This window comes from Pseudomonas sp. UBA6699 (genome assembly GCF_002454615.1).
Classification (GTDB): domain Bacteria; phylum Pseudomonadota; class Gammaproteobacteria; order Pseudomonadales; family Pseudomonadaceae; genus Aquipseudomonas; species Aquipseudomonas juntendi.
In genome coordinates this window covers 20445-39556 of record NZ_DKJF01000054.1, presented here as the reverse complement: position 1 = coordinate 39556, position 19112 = coordinate 20445, and the positions used below count along the sequence as shown (strand labels likewise).

Sequence of the window (19112 nt, the reverse complement as noted above, 5' to 3'; positions counted from 1 at the left end):
TGGGGCTGCTTTGCAGCCCTTCGCGGGCACGCCCGCTCCCACACGTTTTGCGCTGAACTCAAGAAATGCGCGATCCCCTGTGGGAGCGGGCGTGCCCGCGAAGGGGCGCAAAGCGGCCCCAACTTACTTAACAGACTGGCATTAGCCCATCGGGCGGCGTCTTTTTTTGCTACCTGGGCTTAGCCCTTGCGGGTCAGCAGCGCCGGGCGCTCACCGCGGGGGCGGCTTGGCAAGTCATCCAGCTGCTCAGGCGTAGGGAAACGGTCGAGCTTGGATTCCTTGCGGATGATCACCGGCTGTTTTTCCGCCTGGCGCGGGTTGCGCACGGCTGGCTCCTGCCGGGCAGCATCGTCACGGGCCGGGCGACCACGGCCAGCGCCGCCATCACGACGGGCACCGCCTCGGTTGTTGGCGCGCGGCGGGCGTTTTTCGCCGCTGCTACCGCCGCTGCGCTGCTGGCCGCCGCTACGGGCCTGGCCCTGACCACCAGTGTTGCTGCGCTGACCATTGCCTTGGCCCTGGCCCTGACCGCCACCCGGGCGACGATTGCGGCCCTGGCTCTTGCCCTCGTAGGGGCTGACGTAGTCAGCGCGGTTACCGAAGTTGTCGATCTCGTCGTCCAGGAACTCTTCCGGGTCACGGTCGGCCGGAACCTTCGGCACGCTGGGGCTGCTGCTGGCTTGTTGCTGCTGGCGCGGCTTCTTGTCACGCGGCTTGCGCGGCTGCTGTTGCCTGTCGCCGCTCTTTTCCTTGTCGGCGGGCTTTTCAGCTGTTTGCTGCTTGGCCTTGCCTTTGTCCTTACCCTTGTCCTTGCGGCCGCCGTTGGCGTCTTTGCCACCTTCGCCGCGGGCCTGCTGGTTACGCCCACCGCGGCCGTTGTTCTGCGGGCGCTCGCGTACTTCGGGCTTTTCGGCTTCTACCTGGCTGGCGTCGAAGCCCATCAGGTCGCCATCGGGAATGCGCTGGCGAGTGACGCGCTCGATGCTCTTGAGCAGTTTTTCTTCATCCGGGGCGACCATGGAAATGGCCTCGCCCGAACGGCCGGCGCGGCCAGTACGGCCAATGCGGTGCACGTAGTCTTCCTCGACGTTCGGCAGCTCGAAGTTGACCACGTGTGGCAGTTGGTCGATGTCCAGGCCGCGGGCGGCGATGTCGGTGGCGACCAGTACCCGGACGCTGTTGGCCTTGAAGTCGGCCAGCGCCTTGGTACGAGCGTTCTGGCTCTTGTTGCCATGGATGGCGGCGGCGGTCAGGCCGTGCTTTTCCAGGTACTCGGCCAGGCGGTTGGCACCGTGCTTGGTCCGGGTGAACACCAGCACCTGTTCCCACGCACCGAGGGTGATCAGGTGCGCCAGCAGGGCACGCTTGTGGCTGGCCGGCAGGCGATACACGCGTTGCTCGATACGCTCCACGGTGGTGTTCGGCGGGGTGACTTCGATGCGCTCCGGGTTGTGCAGGAGCTTGTCGGCGAGGTCGGTGATGTCTTTGGAGAAGGTGGCCGAGAACAGCAGGTTCTGGCGCTTGGCAGGCAAGCGGGCAAGTACCTTCTTCACGTCGTGGATAAAGCCCATGTCGAGCATGCGGTCGGCTTCGTCCAGGACGAGTATTTCAACGTGGGCCAGGTCTACCTTGCCTTGGCCGGCCAGGTCGAGCAGGCGGCCAGGGCAGGCGACCAGTACGTCGACACCCTTGGCGATGGCCTGGATCTGAGGGTTCATGCCTACGCCGCCGAAGATGCAGGCGCTGACCAGGGGCAAGTCGCGGGCATACACCTTGAAGCTGTCATGCACCTGGGCGGCCAGTTCGCGGGTCGGGGTCAGTACCAGCACGCGGGGTTGGCGCGGGCCATGGCGCTGCGACTTGTCGGGGTGGCCGGCCGGGAACAGGCGCTCGAGAATCGGCAGGGCAAAGCCGCCGGTCTTACCAGTACCAGTCTGGGCGGCAACCATCAGGTCGCGGCCTTGCAACACGGCGGGAATGGCCCGCTGTTGCACGGGGGTCGGCTGGGTATAGCCCGCAGCTTCGATAGCGCGGACAAGAGCCTCGGAGAGACCGAGGGAAGCAAAGGACATGGGCGATCCTGTTCTCGTTTGGGCTGGGCCCGTATGGGATGTTCTGCCTGGCGCGACGGGCATCGTCGGGATGCGATCGCGTCCGGTCCAGCTGGGCTTTCACTGCACATCCGGGAAACGGAGGGTGGACGCGAAGGTGCGCCAGTGCCGATCGGGATGCCTGTTGCGAGGCCGAGCGTCCGGGCGTGAGCCGGGCGGGAAGGCCCGAGTATAACAGAGCTATCGCGCTGTGCTGCTTTCCTGCTGCTCAACGGCGTTGAGAATGTTTTTGGTGTCGCCTGTGTAGCGGTTGCTGATCGCCGTATAGGCCGCTTCCTGCTTGAAACGCCGCAGTTCTTCGGCAAACGCCTCGGCCAGTGCCTCGCGGCCCGGCTTGCGCACCAGGGCCAGGTACTGGTGCTGGCGCCTGACCACCAGTGGCAGCGCCTCGACCTGCCGTTGCAGGCCCAGCTGCTGCGCCAGGTAATGGCCAGCCTTGCGGTCGGTGATCGCCAGGTCGACACGGCCCAGCATCAGCTTGCCGAAATTGGCTTCGTGGGTGGGCGCGGCTTCGCGCTTGAAGTAGGTGGCCCCGCTGAAGGCTGCGCCATAGGTGTAGCCGGGCGAGGTGCCGACGGTAAGCCCGGCCAGGTCTTCCAGCTGGTTGACCACATGGCGGCGCACACTGGCCTGGAACAGGATGAACTCGACCTCCGACATGGGCTCTGGCGCGTAGACCAGGTAGGACTGACGCGACTCGGTCTGGAAGACATCGACAATACCGTCGGCCAGGCCTTGTTCGACCATTGCCAGGCAACGCTTCCACGGCAGGAACTGCCATTCCACCTCGACCCCGAGGCGGGCGAACACCAGGTTGGTCACTTCGTAGTCGATGCCGCGTGGATGGCCGTCCTGCTGGTACACGTAGGGCGCCCAGTCGTCGGAGACCAGGCGCAAGCGTTCGCCCAGGGCCAACGGGCTCAGGCAAACGAGCAGCAGGATCCAGAACAGCCGGGCGATGTTGGGCATGCCGGGAGATTACGCGCTCGGCCGGTGCAAGGCCAGAGGGCAGGGCACCGGGCCATTCAAGCGTGGGAAGACCTGAGCAGGTGATGCTCGATGTCCTTGCGTCGTTCCCCCAGCGACAAGCGCAGCCCGGGGTGGCGCAAGCACTGGCGCAGGCGCTCGGGGTCGGTGGGGCCGTGGCGGGCATTGAGGTTTTCCAGGGCCTTGTCCCACCAGGCCGACGCGCAGGCGCGGTCGAACTCGTTGGCGTAGGGGTAGCAGCCGTACAGCAACTCACGGGCAAACTGACGTTCCTGGGGCGGAAGGGTCAGGCTCAATGCCTTGTAGCCCAGGCGGTGCAAGGCCGGTGGCCGGGGCAGCTGGTCGTTGACCAGGGCGACGTCGGCCAGCGCTGCCGGGCTGAGTGGATGTTGCCCATGTTTGGCCAGCCAGGCCTGGATCTTGGCGCGGAACTGCGCCTTGCGGCTCCAGTAATGGTGAATGACGTCGGAGCATGCCGCCAGCTGCAGGTGACCATGGGCCGCGACTGCCAGGCAGAATTCTTCCAGGGTGTAGGCCTCGCGGGCCAGCGGGTAGAGGGTGTCCATCAGGTCGATGGAGCGGTCCAGGGTGCCCGCATCGGCGGCCGTGAGGCCGATCACCCCGGAGTTGACCAGGGGCATCTGGCAGTCGGCCAGGCCGCGGGACTGCAGAGGGGCCCGCAGGTTTTTATACAGCAGGCACTTCGGGTTCGCCCCATAGTGCGGGCCGATGGTGTTGCACAGCAGCTTGCCGGGCGCGACCCGGTCGAACAGTTGCAGTGGTGACTTGCGGAAAAAGGTATCGGTGTCGATCAGTACGGCCAGCGGGTGCTGGCGCAGTACCTGGCGCAACAGCACATGCTTGCTGCGGAAGTGGTAGCCGTGCGGGGCGTTCCAGGCTTGGCGCGTGGCCTCGTCCAGTACATGAGTGGTGACCGGTAGCCCGGCATAGGGTTGCGGGTTGTCGGTGTAGACCTGGATGTCCATGACGCTGCTGGCGGTACTGCCGAGCTGGGCAAGGGCGCTGATGATGCTGAAACAGGCTTCCTGATGATAGGTCGCGGGGCCAAAAGCCAGGTAGACGAGCTGTGGGCGAGATGGCTGGGGATGCTGCATGGCAGGCGAGACCTGTGTAACCCAAAAAAGAACAAGGCCTTAGTCTATGACCAAAGCCTTAATCATTTCTTAAGCAGACATTGCCAAAAAGTTTCAGCGCGGCAGCTTGAGGTTGTTCCACAGCGCCAGGCTCGCCTCGGCCTGGTTCAAGGTGTAGAAGTGCAGGCCCGGTGCGCCGCCTTGCAGCAGTTGTTCGCACATGCGGGTGATGACTTCTTCGCCGAAGGCCTGGATGCTTGCGGTGTCATCACCGTAGGCTTCCAGCTGCTTGCGGATCCAGCGTGGAATCTCGGCGCCACAGGCATCCGAGAAGCGTGCCAGTTTGCTGTAGTTGGTGATTGGCATGATGCCCGGCACCACCGGGATATCCACGCCCAGCTTCTGCGCGCGCTCGACAAAGTAGAAGTAGCTGTCGGCGTTGAAGAAGTACTGGGTGATGGCGCTGTCGGCACCGGCCTTGACCTTGTGTACGAAGTTGCCCAGGTCGGCCTCGAAGTTGCGCGCCTGTGGGTGCATTTCGGGGTAGGCAGCCACTTCCAGGTGGAAGTGATCGCCGGTTTCCGTGCGGATGAACTCGACCAGGTCGCTGGCGTAGCGCAGTTCGCCGGAGGCCATGCCCATGCCCGACGGCAGGTCGCCGCGCAAGGCCACGATGCGCTTGATGCCGGCGGCCTTGTACTCGGCCAGCAGGGCGCGCAGTTCAGCCTTGGTGTCGCCCACGCACGACAGGTGCGGGGCGGCCGGTACCTGTACTTCGCTTTCCAGCTGCAGCACGGTGTTCAGCGTACGGTCGCGGGTCGAACCACCGGCACCATAGGTGCAGGAGAAGAAGTCCGGGTTGCAGGCAGCCAGCTGGCGGGCTACACCCATCAGCTTTTCGTGACCGGCATCGGTCTTGGTCGGGAAGAACTCGAAACTGTAGCGGCGTTCTTGTGACATCAGGCGTTCCTCTGGCAGCAAGCGGCAAGCTGCAAGCTGCAAGCTGCAAGCGGCAAGCTTCAAGCTGCAAGTAAAAGCCAGATCGGTGATGGCCGGTCTGGCTGGTCATCGTTCAAGGTTTTAAAAGGCTGGAGCTACAAGCAGCAGCAACACGGTCTGCTTCTGCTTGCAACTTGCAACTTGCAACTTGCAACTTGCAACTTGCTGCTCGCTGCTCGCTGCTCGCTGCTCGCTGCTCGCTGCTAGCAGCTCCAACCCTGCCGCTTAGTAGCGGTAAGCGTGCGGCTTGAACGGGCCTTCGACGGTAACGCCGATGTAGTCGGCTTGCTGTTTGGTCAGCTGGGTGACCACGCCGCCGAAGCCGCGGACCATTTCCAGGGCCACTTCTTCGTCGAGCTTTTTCGGCAGCACTTCCACGGTCAGGCGCTCGGCCTTCTTCTCGGGCGACAGGTCGGCGAACTTCTGCTCGAACAGGAAGATCTGGGCCAGGACCTGGTTGGCGAACGAACCGTCCATGATGCGGCTTGGGTGGCCGGTGGCGTTGCCCAGGTTTACCAGGCGGCCTTCGGCCAGCAGGATCAGGTAGTCGTCGTTCTGCGGGTCGAAGCTGCCGGCACCGGTGCGGTGGATCTTGTGCACCTGCGGCTTGACCTCTTCCCAGGCCCAGTTCTTGCGCATGAAGGCCGTGTCGATCTCGTTGTCGAAGTGGCCGATGTTGCACACCACGGCACGCTTCTTCAGGGCCTTGAGCATGTTGGCATCGCAGACATTCACGTTGCCGGTGGTGGTCACGATCAGGTCGATCTTGCCCAGCAGGGCTTTATCGATGCTGGCTTCGCTGCCGTCGTTGATACCGTCGATGAACGGCGATACCACCTCGAAGCCGTCCATGCAGGCCTGCATGGCGCAGATCGGGTCGACTTCGGTGACCTTGACGATCATGCCTTCCTGGCGCAGCGACTGCGCCGAACCCTTGCCCACGTCGCCGTAGCCGATTACCAGCGCCTGCTTGCCCGACAGCAGGTGGTCGGTACCACGCTTGATGGCGTCGTTCAGGCTGTGACGGCAGCCATACTTGTTGTCGTTCTTGCTCTTGGTGACCGAGTCGTTGACGTTGATTGCCGGGACTTTCAGCTCGCCCTTGGCCAGCATGTCCAGCAGGCGGTGCACGCCAGTGGTGGTTTCTTCGGTCACGCCGTGCACGCGGTCCAGTACCTGCGGGTACTTCTTGTGCAGCAGTTCGGTCAGGTCGCCACCGTCGTCGAGGATCATGTTGGCGTCCCATGGCTGGCCATCCTTGAGGATGGTCTGCTCCAGGCACCACTCGTACTCTTCTTCGGTTTCACCTTTCCAGGCGAACACCGGGATACCGGCAGCGGCGATGGAGGCGGCGGCCTGGTCCTGGGTGGAGAAGATGTTGCAGGACGACCAGCGCACTTCGGCACCCAGGGCTACCAGGGTTTCGATCAGCACGGCGGTCTGGATGGTCATGTGGATGCAGCCCAGGATCTTCGCGCCCTTGAGCGGTTGCTCGGCCAGGTACTTGCGACGCAGGCCCATCAGCGCAGGCATTTCCGATTCGGCGATGATGGTTTCGCGACGGCCCCAGGCGGCCAGGGAGATGTCGGCGACTTTGAAATCGGTAAAACCAGCAGGCATGTTTGCAGCGCTCATGAGAGCCTCCATTCGTAGTGTGCGAATGGGCGCCGTTGTGCGTTAAGCGCCCGCGAGAGCGAGCAACGCCCCATCCGAGCCTGACAGGCCTAGCCTGCTGCAGCGCCCCTCGGACAGGTGGCGGGCATGGCACCGCTGTGGGCAACCATGTGAAGCGGCGCAGATTATAGCCGTGCCTGCCGGCTTGCCCAAGGTTTTCTGTCGATTAATCGCGACGATAGTCGATGTGCAATGGAGCGATCGCAGTTGCTCTGCCATCATGGGCGCACGTTAGCCAAGCAGGTCAGGAGTACTGATGAACTTTCACACCCGCAAGTGGGTTAAACCCGAAGACCTCAACCCCAATGGCACCCTGTTCGGTGGCAGCCTGTTGCGCTGGATCGACGAAGAGGCGGCGATCTACGCCATCGTGCAGCTGGGCAACCAGCGCGTGGTGACCAAGTACATGTCGGAAATCAATTTCGTCAGTGCCTCGCGCCAGGGCGACATCATCGAGCTGGGCATCACCGCGACGGAGTTCGGCCGCACCTCGATCACCCTCAAATGCGAGGTACGCAACAAGATCACCCGCAAGAGCATCCTGACCGTGGACAAGATGGTCTTCGTCAACCTGGGTGAAGACGGCTTGCCGGCGGCCCATGGGCGAACCGCGATCAAGTATGTGCAGGACCAGTTCCCGGATTCTGCCGTCGAGTGATCGTACGGGGCCGCAGAGCGGCCCCGGCATTCTCAAGGCTGGGCGCTGACCTTGCGCACCACCCGGCCGATGCTCAAGCCCTGCACCAGGATCGACGACAGCACCACGATGTAGGTAATCGACAGCAGCAGGTCGCGCTCATCGCCCAAGGGCAGCGACAGCGCCAGGGCCACCGAGACCCCGCCACGCAAGCCCCCCCAGGTCAGTACCCGCACCGTGCCTTTGGGCACCGGCCGCCAGCGCCGCAACATCACGATGGCCGGGGCCACGGTCAGCAACCGCGAAAGCAGCACCGCCAGCGCCAGCACGCCGCCAGCGGCCAGGTGCATCCAGTTGAACGGCAGCAGCAACAGCTCCAGGCCGATCAGGGCGAACAGCAGCGCATTGAGCATGTCATCGATCAGCTCCCAGAAACCGTCCATGTAGCGGCGGGTCATGTCGTTCATGGCCAGGTTGCGCCCCAGGTTGCCGATGATCAGGCCCGCCACCACCATGGCGATCGGCGCCGACACGTGCAGCTCGTAGCACATCGCCGAGCCGCCGATCACCAGTGCCAGGGTCAGCATGACCTCGACCTGGTACTGCTCCACGCTCTTGATCATGCGGTAGGTGGCGTAGCCGATCAGGCCGCCGAAGAGCACACCGCCAATGGCCTCGCGGGCGAACAGCACCGCCGTGTCGCTGATGCTTGGGGTTTCGCCCAGCTGGATGATGCCCAGCAACACGGTGAACACCACCACGGCGGTACCGTCGTTGAACAACGACTCGCCGACGATGGTGGTCTTCAAGGGTTTTGGCGCATTGGCCGTACGCAGCGCGCCGAGCACGGCAATCGGGTCGGTCGGTGAAATCAGTGCACCGAACAGCAGGCAGTAGATCAGCGGAACCTGCCAGCCGAACATGGCAAACACCCAATGCGACAGGTAGCCGATGACCACGGTGGCAATCAGCACGCCTACGGTCGCCAGTAGCCCAATCGGCCAGCGGTAGCTGCGCAGGTCGGTGAGGTTGACGTGCAGGGCGCCGGCAAACAGCAGAAATGCCAGCATCCAGTGCATCAGCAGGTCATTGAAATCGATCTGGTTCATCAGGCCTTCGACGCGCTCTTCCAGGCCAGGGAAGCCGATCAGGCTCAGGCCTTGCAGCATCAGGGAAAACAGCAGCGCCGTGACCATCACGCCGATGGCGGGCGGCAGGCCGATGAAACGGTAGTTCACATAGGTGAGGAGGGTGGTCAGGCAGATAAACGCGGCAACTAATTCAAGCATCCCGAATCCTGTAACAGTGGCTTCCAAGTCGTAACCCGAATGGCTCGGGCAGTTCTTTGATGACCTGGCGAGGGGGTCGGGACACAGCCTTTGACCGAATTCGTTGCGAACGTTCCCATTCTGGGGCCGGCGATTGGCCGCACAATGGCCCGCGAACGCTCTATATTCACAGCCACGAAAGCCATAAGGAAAACAAGACGTGCTGGCAACATCCTTGGTGCTGGTCGCTGCGCTGCTGCACGCGACCTGGAACACCCTGATCAAATTCAGCGGCGAGCGGCTGCTGGTCATTGCCAGCATGGACACCGTGGCCTTGGCCTTCGCCGTGCTGGCGCTGCCGTTCGTGCAACTGCCACCGGCCAGTATCTGGCCGTGGCTGCTGGCTTCGGCGCTGGCCGAGCAGCTGTACCGCTACCTGCTGATCCAGGCCTACCGGGTGGGTGACCTGGGCCTGGTCTACCCTCTGATGCGCGGGTTGTCGCCGCTGGTGGTGCTGGGCTTGACGCTTGCGTTTGCCGGGGAGTCGCTGAGCCAGCAGCAGATCATCGGGATCCTGCTGATTCCGTGCGGCATGGCCTGCCTACTGTGGCAGGGCGGCGGCGGTGACCGGCTGCCCTGGGCGATGCTACCGGTGGTGGCCCTGATCGGCCTGTGCATCGGGTGCTACACCTGGTTCGACGGGCAGGCCGTGCGCCTGTGGGGCAAGCCGTGGGATTACCTGGTGTGGCTGACCCTGCTCAGTGCCTGGCCATTCCCGCTACTGGCCAGTGTGGCGCGGCGTGCGCCCTTCGTAGCGTTCTGGCGCAGCCAGTGGCGCCTGGGGCTGGCGGTAGGGTTCTGTGTGCTGTTCAGCTACGCGCTGGTGCTGTGGGCCATGCACCTGGGCTCTGTGGCCGAGGCTGCGGCATTGCGGGAATTGAGCGTGGTGCTGGTGGTGTTACTGGGTATGCGCTACCTCAAAGAACCTTTTGGCGGCCCAAGACTCCTAGCTTGCGGGCTGGTGCTGGCCGGCATGCTGGTAATGAAGCTCTGACCTGAAGACTGAACAAGGAGTCCTGCCTATGACCGTCGCTTTGTGGTGCATCCTGATCGCGCTGTTCCTGCCGCCGCTGTGTGCCTTGATCGCCAAGGTCAGCAGTGGCCGCTTTGGCATGCGGGACAACCATGACCCGCGTGCCTTCCTCGATACGCTGTCCGGGCTGCCACGCCGCGCGCATGCTGCGCAGCAGAACAGCTACGAGGCATTTCCGGCGTTCGCCGCAGCCGTGCTGGTGGCAGACATTGTCGGCAATGCCGAGCAGGTGACCCAGGATGTGCTGGGGGTGATGTACATCACCAGCCGGCTGCTCTACATCATTTGCTACCTGGCCGACTGGGCTGCCTTGCGCTCGCTGGTATGGCTGGCCGGGCTGGCGATCATCGTGGCGTTCTTCGTGGTTTCCATCTGAAGGTCTGCGTGGGCCCTGTGGCGCGCCTGAAGCCGCCCTCGCAGGGCCCGTGCAACGTCAAGGAACCTTGGGCACCTCTGGCAGCGGCTGGCCCTTGGGCCAGAGCATCCAGATCTGCCCTTGCTGCTTCATGTTCCCCGCCAACTCGCCGGCCTCGGGCCCGGTACCCCAGAACAGGTCGGCACGCACTTCGCCAGCAATGGCGCCGCCCGTGTCCTGGGCGCCAACCGGGCGCACCACCGGCGAGCCGTCGGGGCGCGTGGTGGACAACCACAACAGGCTACCCAGAGGGATCACCTTGCGGTCGATGGCCACGCTGTAGCCTGCGGTCAGCGGTACGTTCAGCGAACCGCGCGGGCCCTCGTTGCTGTCCGGGCGGGTGCTGAAGAACACGTAGCTTGGGTTGCTGGCAAGCAACTCCGCGACGCGCTGGGGGTTCGCCTGGGCCCAGGCATGGATGGCGCCCATGCTCACCTCGTCCTTTTTCAACTGGCCCTGCTCGACCAGCCAGCGACCGATCGGCCGGTAGGGGTGGCCGTTCTGATCGGCATAGCCCAGGCGCAACTGGCGGCCATCTTCCAGCTGGATCCGGCCTGAGCCCTGGATCTGCAGGAACTGCAGGTCCATCGGGTCGCTCAGCCAGGCCAGCACGGGCGCTTTCACGCCGTCACGGTTGATCACCTCGGCGGTGTCGTAAGGCTTGAGCACCCGACCCTCGAGGCGGCCACGCAAGCGCTTGCCCTTGAGTTCGGGGTACACGCTGGCCAGGTCGACGACGATCATGTCCTCGGGCACGCCGTAAACTGCCACATGGTTGGTTTTCGATGGGCTCAGGCTGCCGGGGTAGACCGGTTCGTAGTAGCCGGTGATCAGGCCGTTGGCGTTGTTCTCGGCCGAGCGCAGGCCGTAGACCTCCAGGTTCTGCTCCAGGAAGGTGCGCACCTGCGCGGCACTGGCCTGGGCGCTACCCGCCGCTTCGCAGGTCGCGGCCCACACCGGGTCGCGCTTGAGTTTTTCGCAACCGCTGCGCCAGGCGTAGAACCCGGCCAGCAAGTCGTCGTCACTGACTGCGGGCAGGTCTTTCCAGGTGGCGGGGGCGTAGGTGGCTACCGCATGCGGCTCGGGCTTGGCGCTCTCGCCGCCATTGCAGCCAGCCAGCAGGGCCAGTACCGGGAATGTCCAGGCCAGGTGGCGCAGGGCAGATTTCATGTGTGCATTCCTGTGGTGGGCGAACATGAAGATTCGCCCCTGTTTTTTATGTGGCTATTGGTGTTTGGCTGCGGGGCAGCGATACTGGCCGCCCCTTTTCGCAGGCCGAAGTGAGCGTCATGTTGAAGCGATTGACCGTTGTAGTGCTGGCAGCAGTGGCCCTGGGTGCAGCCTTGAGTGGTTGCGAGCGGGTTGACCCCAACTCGCCGCTGGGCAAGCGCAAGGTCATCTTCAAGGACATGCTCAAGACCAGCGAAGACCTGGGCGGCATGTTGCGTGGCCGGTTGCCGTTCGACGGGGTGAAGTTTGCCGGCGGTGCACTGCAACTGGACAACCTCTCGCACCAGCCGTGGCAGCACTTCCCGCAGGTACGCGATGGCGGTGACAGCAGTGCCCGTGCCGAAGTGTGGGAGCGCCAGGCGCGCTTCCATGAGCTGGCCCGGCAGCTGGAAGGCGTGACCGGCGAACTGGTCGATGTGACCCGCACGCAGCCGCTGGACCCTGCGCAACTGAAAGCGCCGATGGACAAGGTCGAGGCGGCCTGCAAGGCCTGCCATAGCGAGTTCCGCAATCATTGATGGCTGTGCTGTTTGCACAAACCTGAGGCTTGCACATGCTTCTGTGGGCGCGGCACAAGGCCGCTCCCACAAAGACCGCACTTGCAAGTCAGATACCTCAGCGGTCGAGATCGTCTACTGCTTCCTGCAGCTCTTTGCGCGACTCGGCGAGTTTGTCCTTGCGCTTGTTGATCTTCTCGGCGTCGCCCTTTTTCTCGGCCTTCTTCAGGTCTTTTTCGCGCTGCGCCACTTCATGACGGGCGTCGAGCACCTTTTGCTCGCGTTCCTTGCGCAGGCTGGCGTCGGTGCAGTTGTCGACTCCGCGCAGCGCTGCTTCCAGGCCTGCGACCTGGTCGCTGTTGCCGTGGTCACGGGCAATCTTCAGCTGGTTCTCGATGGCGCTGCGCTTGGCGGCGCAGCCAGTCAGGCCGGCATCCGGCTGGGCGGCCTGGGCGGTGCCTGCGGCCGCCGCAAAGGTCGCGAGCAGGAAAAGGGTGGAAATACGTTTCATGAAAAGCCTCCTGGACGGGGCGGGGCAGCAAAAAATTAGGGTGAAATCCTGCCTTGGTTTTGTCCTTTTAGAAACCCTTGCCGGGTATTTCCGCTTGAATCTCAGGAATTTCCTACAGGCTAATTGGTAAAAAATCATTGCTTAAGGCGCTCAAAGCCTTCGATACCGTGCTCGCCCAACTGCGTTGCTATGGCTCGCACCTCGGCGGCTGCAAAAAAATCCACCAGTTGTCGTGCGCGCTTTTCGCCAATGCCGGGTAATGCCTGCCAAGTGTCAGCCGTGCGGGCCGCCAGTGCTTGCCAGTCGCCGGTAATCTGCATGCCATTGGGCAGGGGAGCGCCCAGCCCCCGCAGCCACTGGTCAAACGACCGGGTGCGGGCATTGTCGAAACTGCTGCGCAACTGGGCTGCCGTTCGCGCACTGATTCCTGCAACCTCGCTCAGGCGTGTGGCATCCAGTTGCAGCCAGTCAGTGAGCGAGGTTGCCAGCCCGGCTGCGACCAGCCGGCGCCAGGTGCCCGGCCCGGTGCGCGGCAGGGCCAGGCCGTGCTTGCCGCTCAGCCACGCCAGGCGGGCAATGAACTGTTCTTCACAGCCCACGCTGGCTTGCCAGCAGCTGTGGGCGTGATACTGGCCGGCTGCCGGTGCCGCTACCGGCACGCGCTCGACAGCGCGGTGTACCACCTGCTCCAGGCGCGGAATGGTCAGCCCGGCCAGGCTCACCGCCACCTGGTCCCCAGGGCGAACGTCCAGGCTGTGCCAGCGCGCCAGCGAACCCATGCTCACTTGCGTGACCCGTCGGTTGTCGAGGGTTACCGGCAGCAGGTGCAGCACGGGCGTGACCCGCCCGGTACGACCGACCCGAAAGCGCACGTCGCGAACCTCGGCCAATGCTTGCATGTACGGGTACTTCCAGGCGGCGAGCCAGTACGGTGCCTTGGCCTGCCACCGTTCAGCGGGTGGCCGGCTACCCTGGCGCAGCACCACCCCATCGCTGGCGAAGGGCAGGGCAGCGTGGTACCAGTGTTCACGCCACTGGGCCGCCTCATCCAGCGTATTGATGGCAACGCTGTAGCGCTGGCTGTCGGCAAAGCCCAGCTGTGCCAGCTGCGCGAGGCGTTCGGCCTGTTGCTCGGGGCCTTGCGGCCAGTCCCAGACGAACAGGCCCACCGCCTCGCCCTGTTCGCTGCTCAGGCGCTTGCGGGCGAGTAACCCGGCCACGGTATCGCGCGCCTTGGCGCCGCCCGCCTGGGCCTGAACATGCGCGTTCAAGCGCAGGTACAGCTCACCTTGCAACTGCAGGTCCATGGCCTGCGGCAGCTGGCGGGTGATGCTACCCAGCTGGGGGATGTGGCGGCTCCAGTCGTGCCCTTGGGCGCCGTTGCCCCGGCTGATCAGCTGCACCAGGCGGCCCTCTCGGTAAATGAGCGACACCGCCACACCATCGACCTTGGGCTGGACCCAGACATCGGCCTTGCCGGCCAGCCAGCGCTGCACGGCGTGGCGGTCGGGCAGCTTGTCGATGCCCGTGTGGGGGATGGGGTGGGGTACCGGGCCGCCCGCGTTGGCCAGGGGCGCAGGGCCACCGGCCAGGCCGAAGCACTGCTGCAACTGCGCGAGGCGTTGGCGGCTCTGGTCATAAAGCTCATCAGGTACCAAGGCAATGCCTTGGCGATGGTAGTGGTCGTCCCAGCTGCCAAGGGTTTTCCGCAATTGGGCAACCTCGCTGGCGACTTGCTGGGGGTTCCAGCCGGGGCATGAGCTGGCGTGCGCCAGTGGCGCGGCGAGCACCCCGAGCAGGGTGATGAACAGCATGAGCGGCATGGCCTGCATCCTTGCATGGCGGGTTGGCCCCTCAGCGTAGGCAAGCTGGCAGGCATTGCCGGTAAGCGATTGTGAGTCGATATGTCATGAAAAAGCCCCTGCCGATCGCTCGGCAGGGGCTTTCGTCCAGCGCTGCAGGAAAACTTACAGGCCAGCAGCGTCACGCAGCGACTGGGCGCGGTCGGTACGCTCCCAGGTGAAGGTGGTGAAGGTGTCGTCGCCGACAGTCTTCTGCTGCGGGGTACGGCCGAAGTGGCCGTAGGCAGCGGTTTCCTGGTACATCGGGTGCAGCAGGTCGAGCATGGTGGTGATCGCGTACGGGCGCAGGTCGAAGCACTCGCGCACCAGCTGGATGATCTTCTCGTCGGAGACCTTGCCGGTACCGAAGGTGTTGATCGAGATGGAGGTCGGCTGGGCCACGCCAATGGCGTACGACACCTGGATCTCGCAACGCTCGGCCAGGCCGGCGGCGACGATGTTCTTGGCCACGTAGCGGCCGGCGTAGGCGGCGGAGCGGTCGACCTTGGACGGGTCCTTGCCGGAGAACGCACCACCACCGTGACGCGCCATGCCGCCGTAGGAGTCGACGATGATCTTGCGGCCGGTCAGGCCGCAGTCGCCCACCGGGCCACCGATGATGAAGTTGCCGGTCGGGTTGATGTGGTACTGGGTACCTTTGTGCAGCAGTTCGGCAGGCAGGGTGTGCTTGACGATCAGCTCCATCACCGCTTCTTGCAGGTCTTTCTGCGAAACCTCAGGGTTGTGCTGGGTCGACAGTACCACTGCGTCGATGCCTGCGACCTTGCCGTTTTCATAGCGGCAGGTGACCTGCGACTTGGCATCCGGGCGCAGCCATGGCAGCAGGCCGGACTTGCGTGCTTCGGCCTGGCGCTCGACCAGGCGGTGCGAGAAGCAGATAGGCGCCGGCATCAGCACTTCGGTTTCGTTGCTGGCATAACCGAACATCAGGCCCTGGTCGCCGGCGCCCTGGTCTTCCGGCTTGGAGCGGTCGACGCCCTGGGCGATGTCTACCGACTGCTTGCCGATGATGTTCATCACGGCGCAGGTGGCGCCGTCGAAGCCGACGTCGGAGCTGTTGTAGCCGATATCGATGATGACTTTGCGCACCAGGTCTTCCAGGTCGACCCAGGCCGAGGTGGTGACCTCGCCGGCGATGATGGCGACACCGGTCTTGACCAGTGTTTCACACGCTACGCGGGCGTATTTGTCCTGGGCGATGATGGCATCGAGGACTGCGTCCGAAATCTGGTCGGCGATCTTGTCCGGATGCCCTTCGGACACGGACTCGGAGGTGAAAAGGGAGTATTCGCTCAACTCGAAGGTTCCTGAAATTTACCGATGGTGTATGTCGCCAGCCGTGCGCTGGAAGTGCCGGACCTGGATCTGGAAACCGTTGCGCAAGCCCACGTACAGGCTGTCCGCATGGGCCAGCCCGGCCGCGTTGGCCCAGCGGGCCAGGTCGTCCTGTTCAAAGCCAAGCCACAGGTCGCCGCAGGCTTCGCGGGCCCACCCCTGGTCATGGCTGCACAACTCGGTGACCAGCAGGCTGCCGCCTGCCTTCACCCGTTTGGCCAGCTGGCGCAAGGCCAGGGCCGGGTCGCTGAAATGGTGCAGTACCATGTTCAGCACAACGCAGTCGGCGGCCACATCCGTGGCACCCAGTGCATCGGCCAACTGCAGGGTCACATTGTCGAGCCCCTCGCGCTGGCACACCTGGCGCGCCAGTTCGAGCATGGTCGCGCTGTTGTCCAGTGCAGTGACGTGGGCAAAGCGCCGGGCCAGGTCGGGTAGAAAACCACCGTCGCCGGGGCCGACTTCCAGGGCACTGGCCGCCGGGTCGAAATGCAGCTTGTCGAGCAGCGCCAGCAGGCTCTCGCGGTACTGCGGCAGGCCGGCGATCAGGTCTTGCTGGGCGCGGAACTTTTCTTCCACGCGCAGGAAGAAGTCCTGGCTGGTGACCGCGCGGCGTTGCTGGACCTGCGCGATGCGCGCCTGCACATCGGCCGGCAGGGCCAGGGCATCCACCTCTTCCAGCAGCGCCGCGTGCAGCCGGCCACCCAGGCGCAGGCTGTCGGGCAGGGCGCGGCGGTAGAAGATGGCATTGCCTTCACGGCGGGTAGCGACCAGCTCTGCCTGGGCCAGCACCTTGAGGTGGTGGCTCATGCCCGACTGCCCGATGCCGAAGATCTGGGCCAGCTCCAGTACACCGAACGAGTCGTTGGCCAGGGCTCGCAGCACGTTCAGGCGCAAGGCGTCGCCACTGGCCTTGCACAGGGCGGCCAATGTTTCGCATTGCTCGGGGATCGATTGCACACGGAGGTTCATGGGCGGGCAGTCTAGTCAGGCATTGGTGCCCTAGCAAGGCCAATATCAAAAAGTTTTGATATTGGCGATGAGTTGCAGCCTTCAAACTGCACGCTACAGGCTCCAGAGCAGTCCGGCTCGTCCCCTGCTTCTTTCTTGAAGCTTAAAGCTGGCCGCTTGGCGCTTAAATGTTTGCCCCAAGCCCCCCAGTGGGCGAAAATGGTCGTCTTTTTCGTGACACCACCTCTACAAGCCCCCCAGGAGACCAGCGATGCCCAGCCGTCGTGAACGTGCCAACGCCATTCGCGCCCTCAGCATGGATGCCGTGCAAAAGGCTAATAGCGGCCACCCAGGTGCCCCCATGGGCATGGCGGATATCGCCGAAGTACTGTGGCGTGACTACCTGAAACACAACCCGAGCAACCCGCACTTCGCCGACCGCGACCGCTTCGTGCTGTCCAACGGCCACGGCTCGATGCTGATCTACTCGCTGCTGCACCTGACCGGCTACGACCTGTCGATCGACGACCTCAAGGCCTTCCGTCAGCTGCACAGCCGCACCCCGGGCCACCCGGAATACGGCTACACCCCGGGCGTGGAGACCACCACCGGCCCGCTCGGCCAGGGTATCGCCAACGCCGTGGGCTTCGCCCTGGCAGAAAAAGTGCTGGCTGCCCAGTTCAACCGTGACGGCCACACCATCGTCGACCACAACACTTATGTGTTCCTGGGCGATGGCTGCATGATGGAAGGCATCTCCCACGAAGTCGCCTCGCTGGCCGGCACCCTGGGCCTGAACAAGCTGGTCGCCTTCTACGACGACAACGGCATCTCCATCGACGGCGAAGTGCACGGCTGGTTCACCGACAACACCCCGGCGCGCTTCGAAGCCTACAACTGGCAGGTGATCCGCAATGTCGACGGCCATGACGCCGACGAGATCAAGACCGCCATCGAAACCGCCCGCAAGAGCGATCGCCCGACCCTGATCTGCTGCAAGACCACCATCGGTTTCGGTTCGCCGAACAAGCAGGGCAAGGAAGACTGCCACGGCGCACCGCTGGGCAACGACGAAATCGCCCTGACCCGCCAGGCCCTGAACTGGAACTACGGCCCGTTCGAAATCCCGGCCGACATCTATGCCGAGTGGGATGCCAAGGCTGCCGGTGCCCAGGTCGAAGCCGAGTGGAACCAGCGCTTCGACGCCTACGCCAAGGCTTACCCGGAGCTGGCTGCCGAGTTCAAGCGCCGTACCCGCGGCGAACTGCCGGCCGACTTCAGTGCCAAGGCCCAGGCCTACATCGAAGAAGTGGCTGCCAAGGGCGAAACCATCGCCAGCCGCAAGGCCAGCCAGAACGCCCTGAACGCCTTCGGCCCGCTGCTGCCCGAGTTCCTCGGCGGTTCGGCCGACCTGGCCGGCTCCAACCTGACCCTGTGGAAGGGCTGCAAGGGCGTCGAAGCCAATGACGCCAGCGGCAACTACGTGTTCTATGGCGTACGCGAGTTCGGCATGACCGCCATCATGAACGGTGTTGCCCTGCACGGCGGCCTGGTGCCTTACGGCGCGACCTTCCTGATGTTCATGGAATACGCCCGCAACGCCGTGCGCATGTCGGCGCTGATGAAGCAGCGCGTGATCCATGTGTATACCCACGACTCCATCGGCCTGGGCGAAGACGGCCCTACCCACCAGCCGATCGAGCAGCTGACCAGCCTGCGCAGCACGCCGAACCTGGACACCTGGCGCCCGGCTGACGCCGTTGAATCCGCTGTGTCCTGGAAAAACGCCCTGGAGCGCAAGGACGGCCCTTCGGCGCTGATCTTCTCGCGCCAGAACCTGCAGCACCAGGCGCGCAGCGCGCAGCAGATCGCCGACATCAGCCGTGGTGGCTATGTGCTCAAGGACTGTGCAGGCGAGCCTGAGCTGATCCTGATCGCCACCGGTTCGGAAGTGGGCCTGGCGGTTCAGGCCTTCGACAAGCTGACCGAGCAGGGCCGCAAGGTGCGCGTGGTTTCCATGCCGTGCACCAGCGTGTTCGATGCCCAGGATGCAGCCTACAAGCAGTCCGTGCTGCCGCTGGAAGTGGGCGCGCGCATCGCCATCGAAGCCGCCCACGCCGACTTCTGGTACAAGTACGTCGGCCTGGAAGGCCGCGTGATCGGCATGACCACCTACGGTGAGTCGGCGCCGGCTTCGGCCCTGTTCGAGGAGTTCGGCTTCACCCTGGAGAACATCCTCGGTACTGCCGAAGAGCTGCTGGAAGACTGATGTAACCCGGGAGGGCAGTGACGCCCTTCAGGTCGTGCAAGGGGAGGGCTTTGCCCTCCATCGCGACACAAGGCCGCTCCTACAGGGTACTGCGCATGCCGCACCCTGTAGGAGCGGCCTTGCGTCGCGATGGGCCGCCACGCGGCCCCAACCGCCATCATGCGTTAGCGAGCCAACGA

16 protein-coding genes and 1 riboswitch are annotated in these 19112 nt (G+C 64.2%); of the genes, 5 read left to right on the top strand and 11 right to left on the bottom strand.

Annotation, left to right across the window (positions count from 1 at the left end; translation table 11 throughout):
• Nucleotides 1-179: 179 nt before the first annotated feature.
• From B3361_RS10490 to ahcY, 5 genes are all read right to left on the bottom strand, one after another.
• Complete coding sequence (locus B3361_RS10490; protein WP_054904970.1) at nt 180-2072, bottom strand: DEAD/DEAH box helicase; 1893 nt, start codon at nt 2070-2072, stop codon at nt 180-182.
• Nucleotides 2073-2291: 219 nt separating this feature from the next.
• Nucleotides 2292-3080, bottom strand: a complete 789-nt coding sequence (locus B3361_RS10485; RefSeq protein ID WP_286920202.1) for a substrate-binding periplasmic protein — start codon at nt 3078-3080, stop codon at nt 2292-2294.
• A 56-nt stretch (nt 3081-3136) separates the two neighbouring features.
• The gene (locus B3361_RS10480) at nt 3137-4213 is read right to left on the bottom strand and encodes a hypothetical protein (RefSeq protein ID WP_054904968.1); all 1077 of its coding nucleotides are present in this window, start codon (nt 4211-4213) and stop codon (nt 3137-3139) included.
• 93 nt (nt 4214-4306) lie between these two features.
• Nucleotides 4307-5152 (bottom strand): methylenetetrahydrofolate reductase [NAD(P)H], encoded by an 846-nt coding sequence (gene metF, locus B3361_RS10475; protein WP_009682835.1) that lies wholly within the window; start codon nt 5150-5152, stop codon nt 4307-4309.
• A gap of 264 nt (nt 5153-5416) precedes the next feature.
• Nucleotides 5417-6826 carry an adenosylhomocysteinase gene (gene ahcY / locus B3361_RS10470; RefSeq protein ID WP_029887594.1) on the bottom strand — a complete coding sequence of 470 codons (1410 nt, stop codon included), beginning with the start codon at nt 6824-6826 and terminating at the stop codon, nt 5417-5419.
• Between the two features lie 20 nt (nt 6827-6846).
• Nucleotides 6847-6943: riboswitch (S-adenosyl-L-homocysteine riboswitch) on the bottom strand.
• A 178-nt stretch (nt 6944-7121) separates the two neighbouring features.
• Between ahcY and B3361_RS10465 the strand changes: the two genes are divergently transcribed.
• Entirely contained in the window at nt 7122-7523 is a 402-nt protein-coding gene (locus B3361_RS10465; RefSeq protein ID WP_009682837.1) for an acyl-CoA thioesterase, read from the top strand.
• A gap of 32 nt (nt 7524-7555) precedes the next feature.
• On the opposite strand, the gene B3361_RS10460 is transcribed toward B3361_RS10465, so the two are convergent.
• Nucleotides 7556-8791, bottom strand: coding sequence for a cation:proton antiporter (locus tag B3361_RS10460; protein ID WP_286920201.1), 1236 nt, complete (start codon nt 8789-8791; stop codon nt 7556-7558).
• Between the two features lie 199 nt (nt 8792-8990).
• Between B3361_RS10460 and B3361_RS10455 the strand changes: the two genes are divergently transcribed.
• Together B3361_RS10455 and B3361_RS10450 are read left to right on the top strand one after the other, a co-directional pair.
• On the top strand, nt 8991-9824 hold the full coding sequence (locus B3361_RS10455; protein WP_009681389.1) for an EamA family transporter: 834 nt from the start codon (nt 8991-8993) through the stop codon (nt 9822-9824).
• Between the two features lie 28 nt (nt 9825-9852).
• Entirely contained in the window at nt 9853-10239 is a 387-nt protein-coding gene (locus B3361_RS10450; protein ID WP_009681388.1) for an MAPEG family protein, read from the top strand.
• A gap of 57 nt (nt 10240-10296) precedes the next feature.
• Here the strand turns inward: B3361_RS10450 and B3361_RS10445 are convergent, their stop codons facing one another.
• Entirely contained in the window at nt 10297-11448 is a 1152-nt protein-coding gene (locus tag B3361_RS10445; protein ID WP_054904967.1) for a murein transglycosylase A, read from the bottom strand.
• A gap of 119 nt (nt 11449-11567) precedes the next feature.
• Here B3361_RS10445 and B3361_RS10440 point away from each other — a divergent pair, with 119 nt between their 5' ends.
• Complete coding sequence (locus B3361_RS10440; protein WP_029886256.1) at nt 11568-12026, top strand: c-type cytochrome; 459 nt, start codon at nt 11568-11570, stop codon at nt 12024-12026.
• Nucleotides 12027-12123: 97 nt separating this feature from the next.
• Here B3361_RS10440 and B3361_RS10435 read toward each other — a convergent pair whose 3' ends face one another.
• The 4 genes from B3361_RS10435 to B3361_RS10420 all read right to left on the bottom strand — a co-directional run bounded on the left by B3361_RS10435 (nt 12124) and on the right by B3361_RS10420 (nt 16685).
• Nucleotides 12124-12516: a DUF1090 domain-containing protein gene (locus B3361_RS10435; protein ID WP_054904966.1), complete on the bottom strand. Its 393-nt coding sequence runs from the start codon at nt 12514-12516 to the stop codon at nt 12124-12126.
• 134 nt (nt 12517-12650) lie between these two features.
• Complete coding sequence (gene ligB, locus B3361_RS10430; RefSeq protein ID WP_054904965.1) at nt 12651-14339, bottom strand: NAD-dependent DNA ligase LigB; 1689 nt, start codon at nt 14337-14339, stop codon at nt 12651-12653.
• A 144-nt stretch (nt 14340-14483) separates the two neighbouring features.
• A complete protein-coding gene (metK, locus tag B3361_RS10425; RefSeq protein ID WP_054904964.1) occupies nt 14484-15674 on the bottom strand; it encodes a methionine adenosyltransferase in 1191 nt (396 codons plus the stop codon).
• Nucleotides 15675-15692: 18 nt separating this feature from the next.
• Nucleotides 15693-16685 (bottom strand): ArsR/SmtB family transcription factor, encoded by a 993-nt coding sequence (locus tag B3361_RS10420; protein WP_009681380.1) that lies wholly within the window; start codon nt 16683-16685, stop codon nt 15693-15695.
• 250 nt (nt 16686-16935) lie between these two features.
• Here B3361_RS10420 and tkt point away from each other — a divergent pair, with 250 nt between their 5' ends.
• Nucleotides 16936-18933, top strand: a complete 1998-nt coding sequence (tkt, locus tag B3361_RS10415; protein ID WP_029886254.1) for a transketolase — start codon at nt 16936-16938, stop codon at nt 18931-18933.
• Nucleotides 18934-19112 lie beyond the last annotated feature (179 nt).

Bases quoted from the DNA above. Each gene is read 5' to 3' on its own strand.
- B3361_RS10420 (WP_009681380.1), bottom strand. From the start codon at position 16,685: ATGAACCTCCGTGTGCAATCGATCCCCGAGCAATGCGAAACATTGGCC.
- B3361_RS10435 (WP_054904966.1), bottom strand. From the start codon at position 12,516: ATGAAACGTATTTCCACCCTTTTCCTGCTCGCGACCTTTGCGGCGGCC.
- ahcY (WP_029887594.1), bottom strand. From the start codon at position 6,826: ATGAGCGCTGCAAACATGCCTGCTGGTTTTACCGATTTCAAAGTCGCC.
- metF (WP_009682835.1), bottom strand. From the start codon at position 5,152: ATGTCACAAGAACGCCGCTACAGTTTCGAGTTCTTCCCGACCAAGACC.
- B3361_RS10445 (WP_054904967.1), bottom strand. From the start codon at position 11,448: ATGAAATCTGCCCTGCGCCACCTGGCCTGGACATTCCCGGTACTGGCC.
- B3361_RS10450 (WP_009681388.1), top strand. From the start codon at position 9,853: ATGACCGTCGCTTTGTGGTGCATCCTGATCGCGCTGTTCCTGCCGCCG.
- B3361_RS10465 (WP_009682837.1), top strand. From the start codon at position 7,122: ATGAACTTTCACACCCGCAAGTGGGTTAAACCCGAAGACCTCAACCCC.
- B3361_RS10480 (WP_054904968.1), bottom strand. From the start codon at position 4,213: ATGCAGCATCCCCAGCCATCTCGCCCACAGCTCGTCTACCTGGCTTTT.
- B3361_RS10460 (WP_286920201.1), bottom strand. From the start codon at position 8,791: ATGCTTGAATTAGTTGCCGCGTTTATCTGCCTGACCACCCTCCTCACC.
- B3361_RS10440 (WP_029886256.1), top strand. From the start codon at position 11,568: ATGTTGAAGCGATTGACCGTTGTAGTGCTGGCAGCAGTGGCCCTGGGT.
- B3361_RS10490 (WP_054904970.1), bottom strand. From the start codon at position 2,072: ATGTCCTTTGCTTCCCTCGGTCTCTCCGAGGCTCTTGTCCGCGCTATC.
- ligB (WP_054904965.1), bottom strand. From the start codon at position 14,339: ATGCCGCTCATGCTGTTCATCACCCTGCTCGGGGTGCTCGCCGCGCCA.
- tkt (WP_029886254.1), top strand. From the start codon at position 16,936: ATGCCCAGCCGTCGTGAACGTGCCAACGCCATTCGCGCCCTCAGCATG.
- B3361_RS10485 (WP_286920202.1), bottom strand. From the start codon at position 3,080: ATGCCCAACATCGCCCGGCTGTTCTGGATCCTGCTGCTCGTTTGCCTG.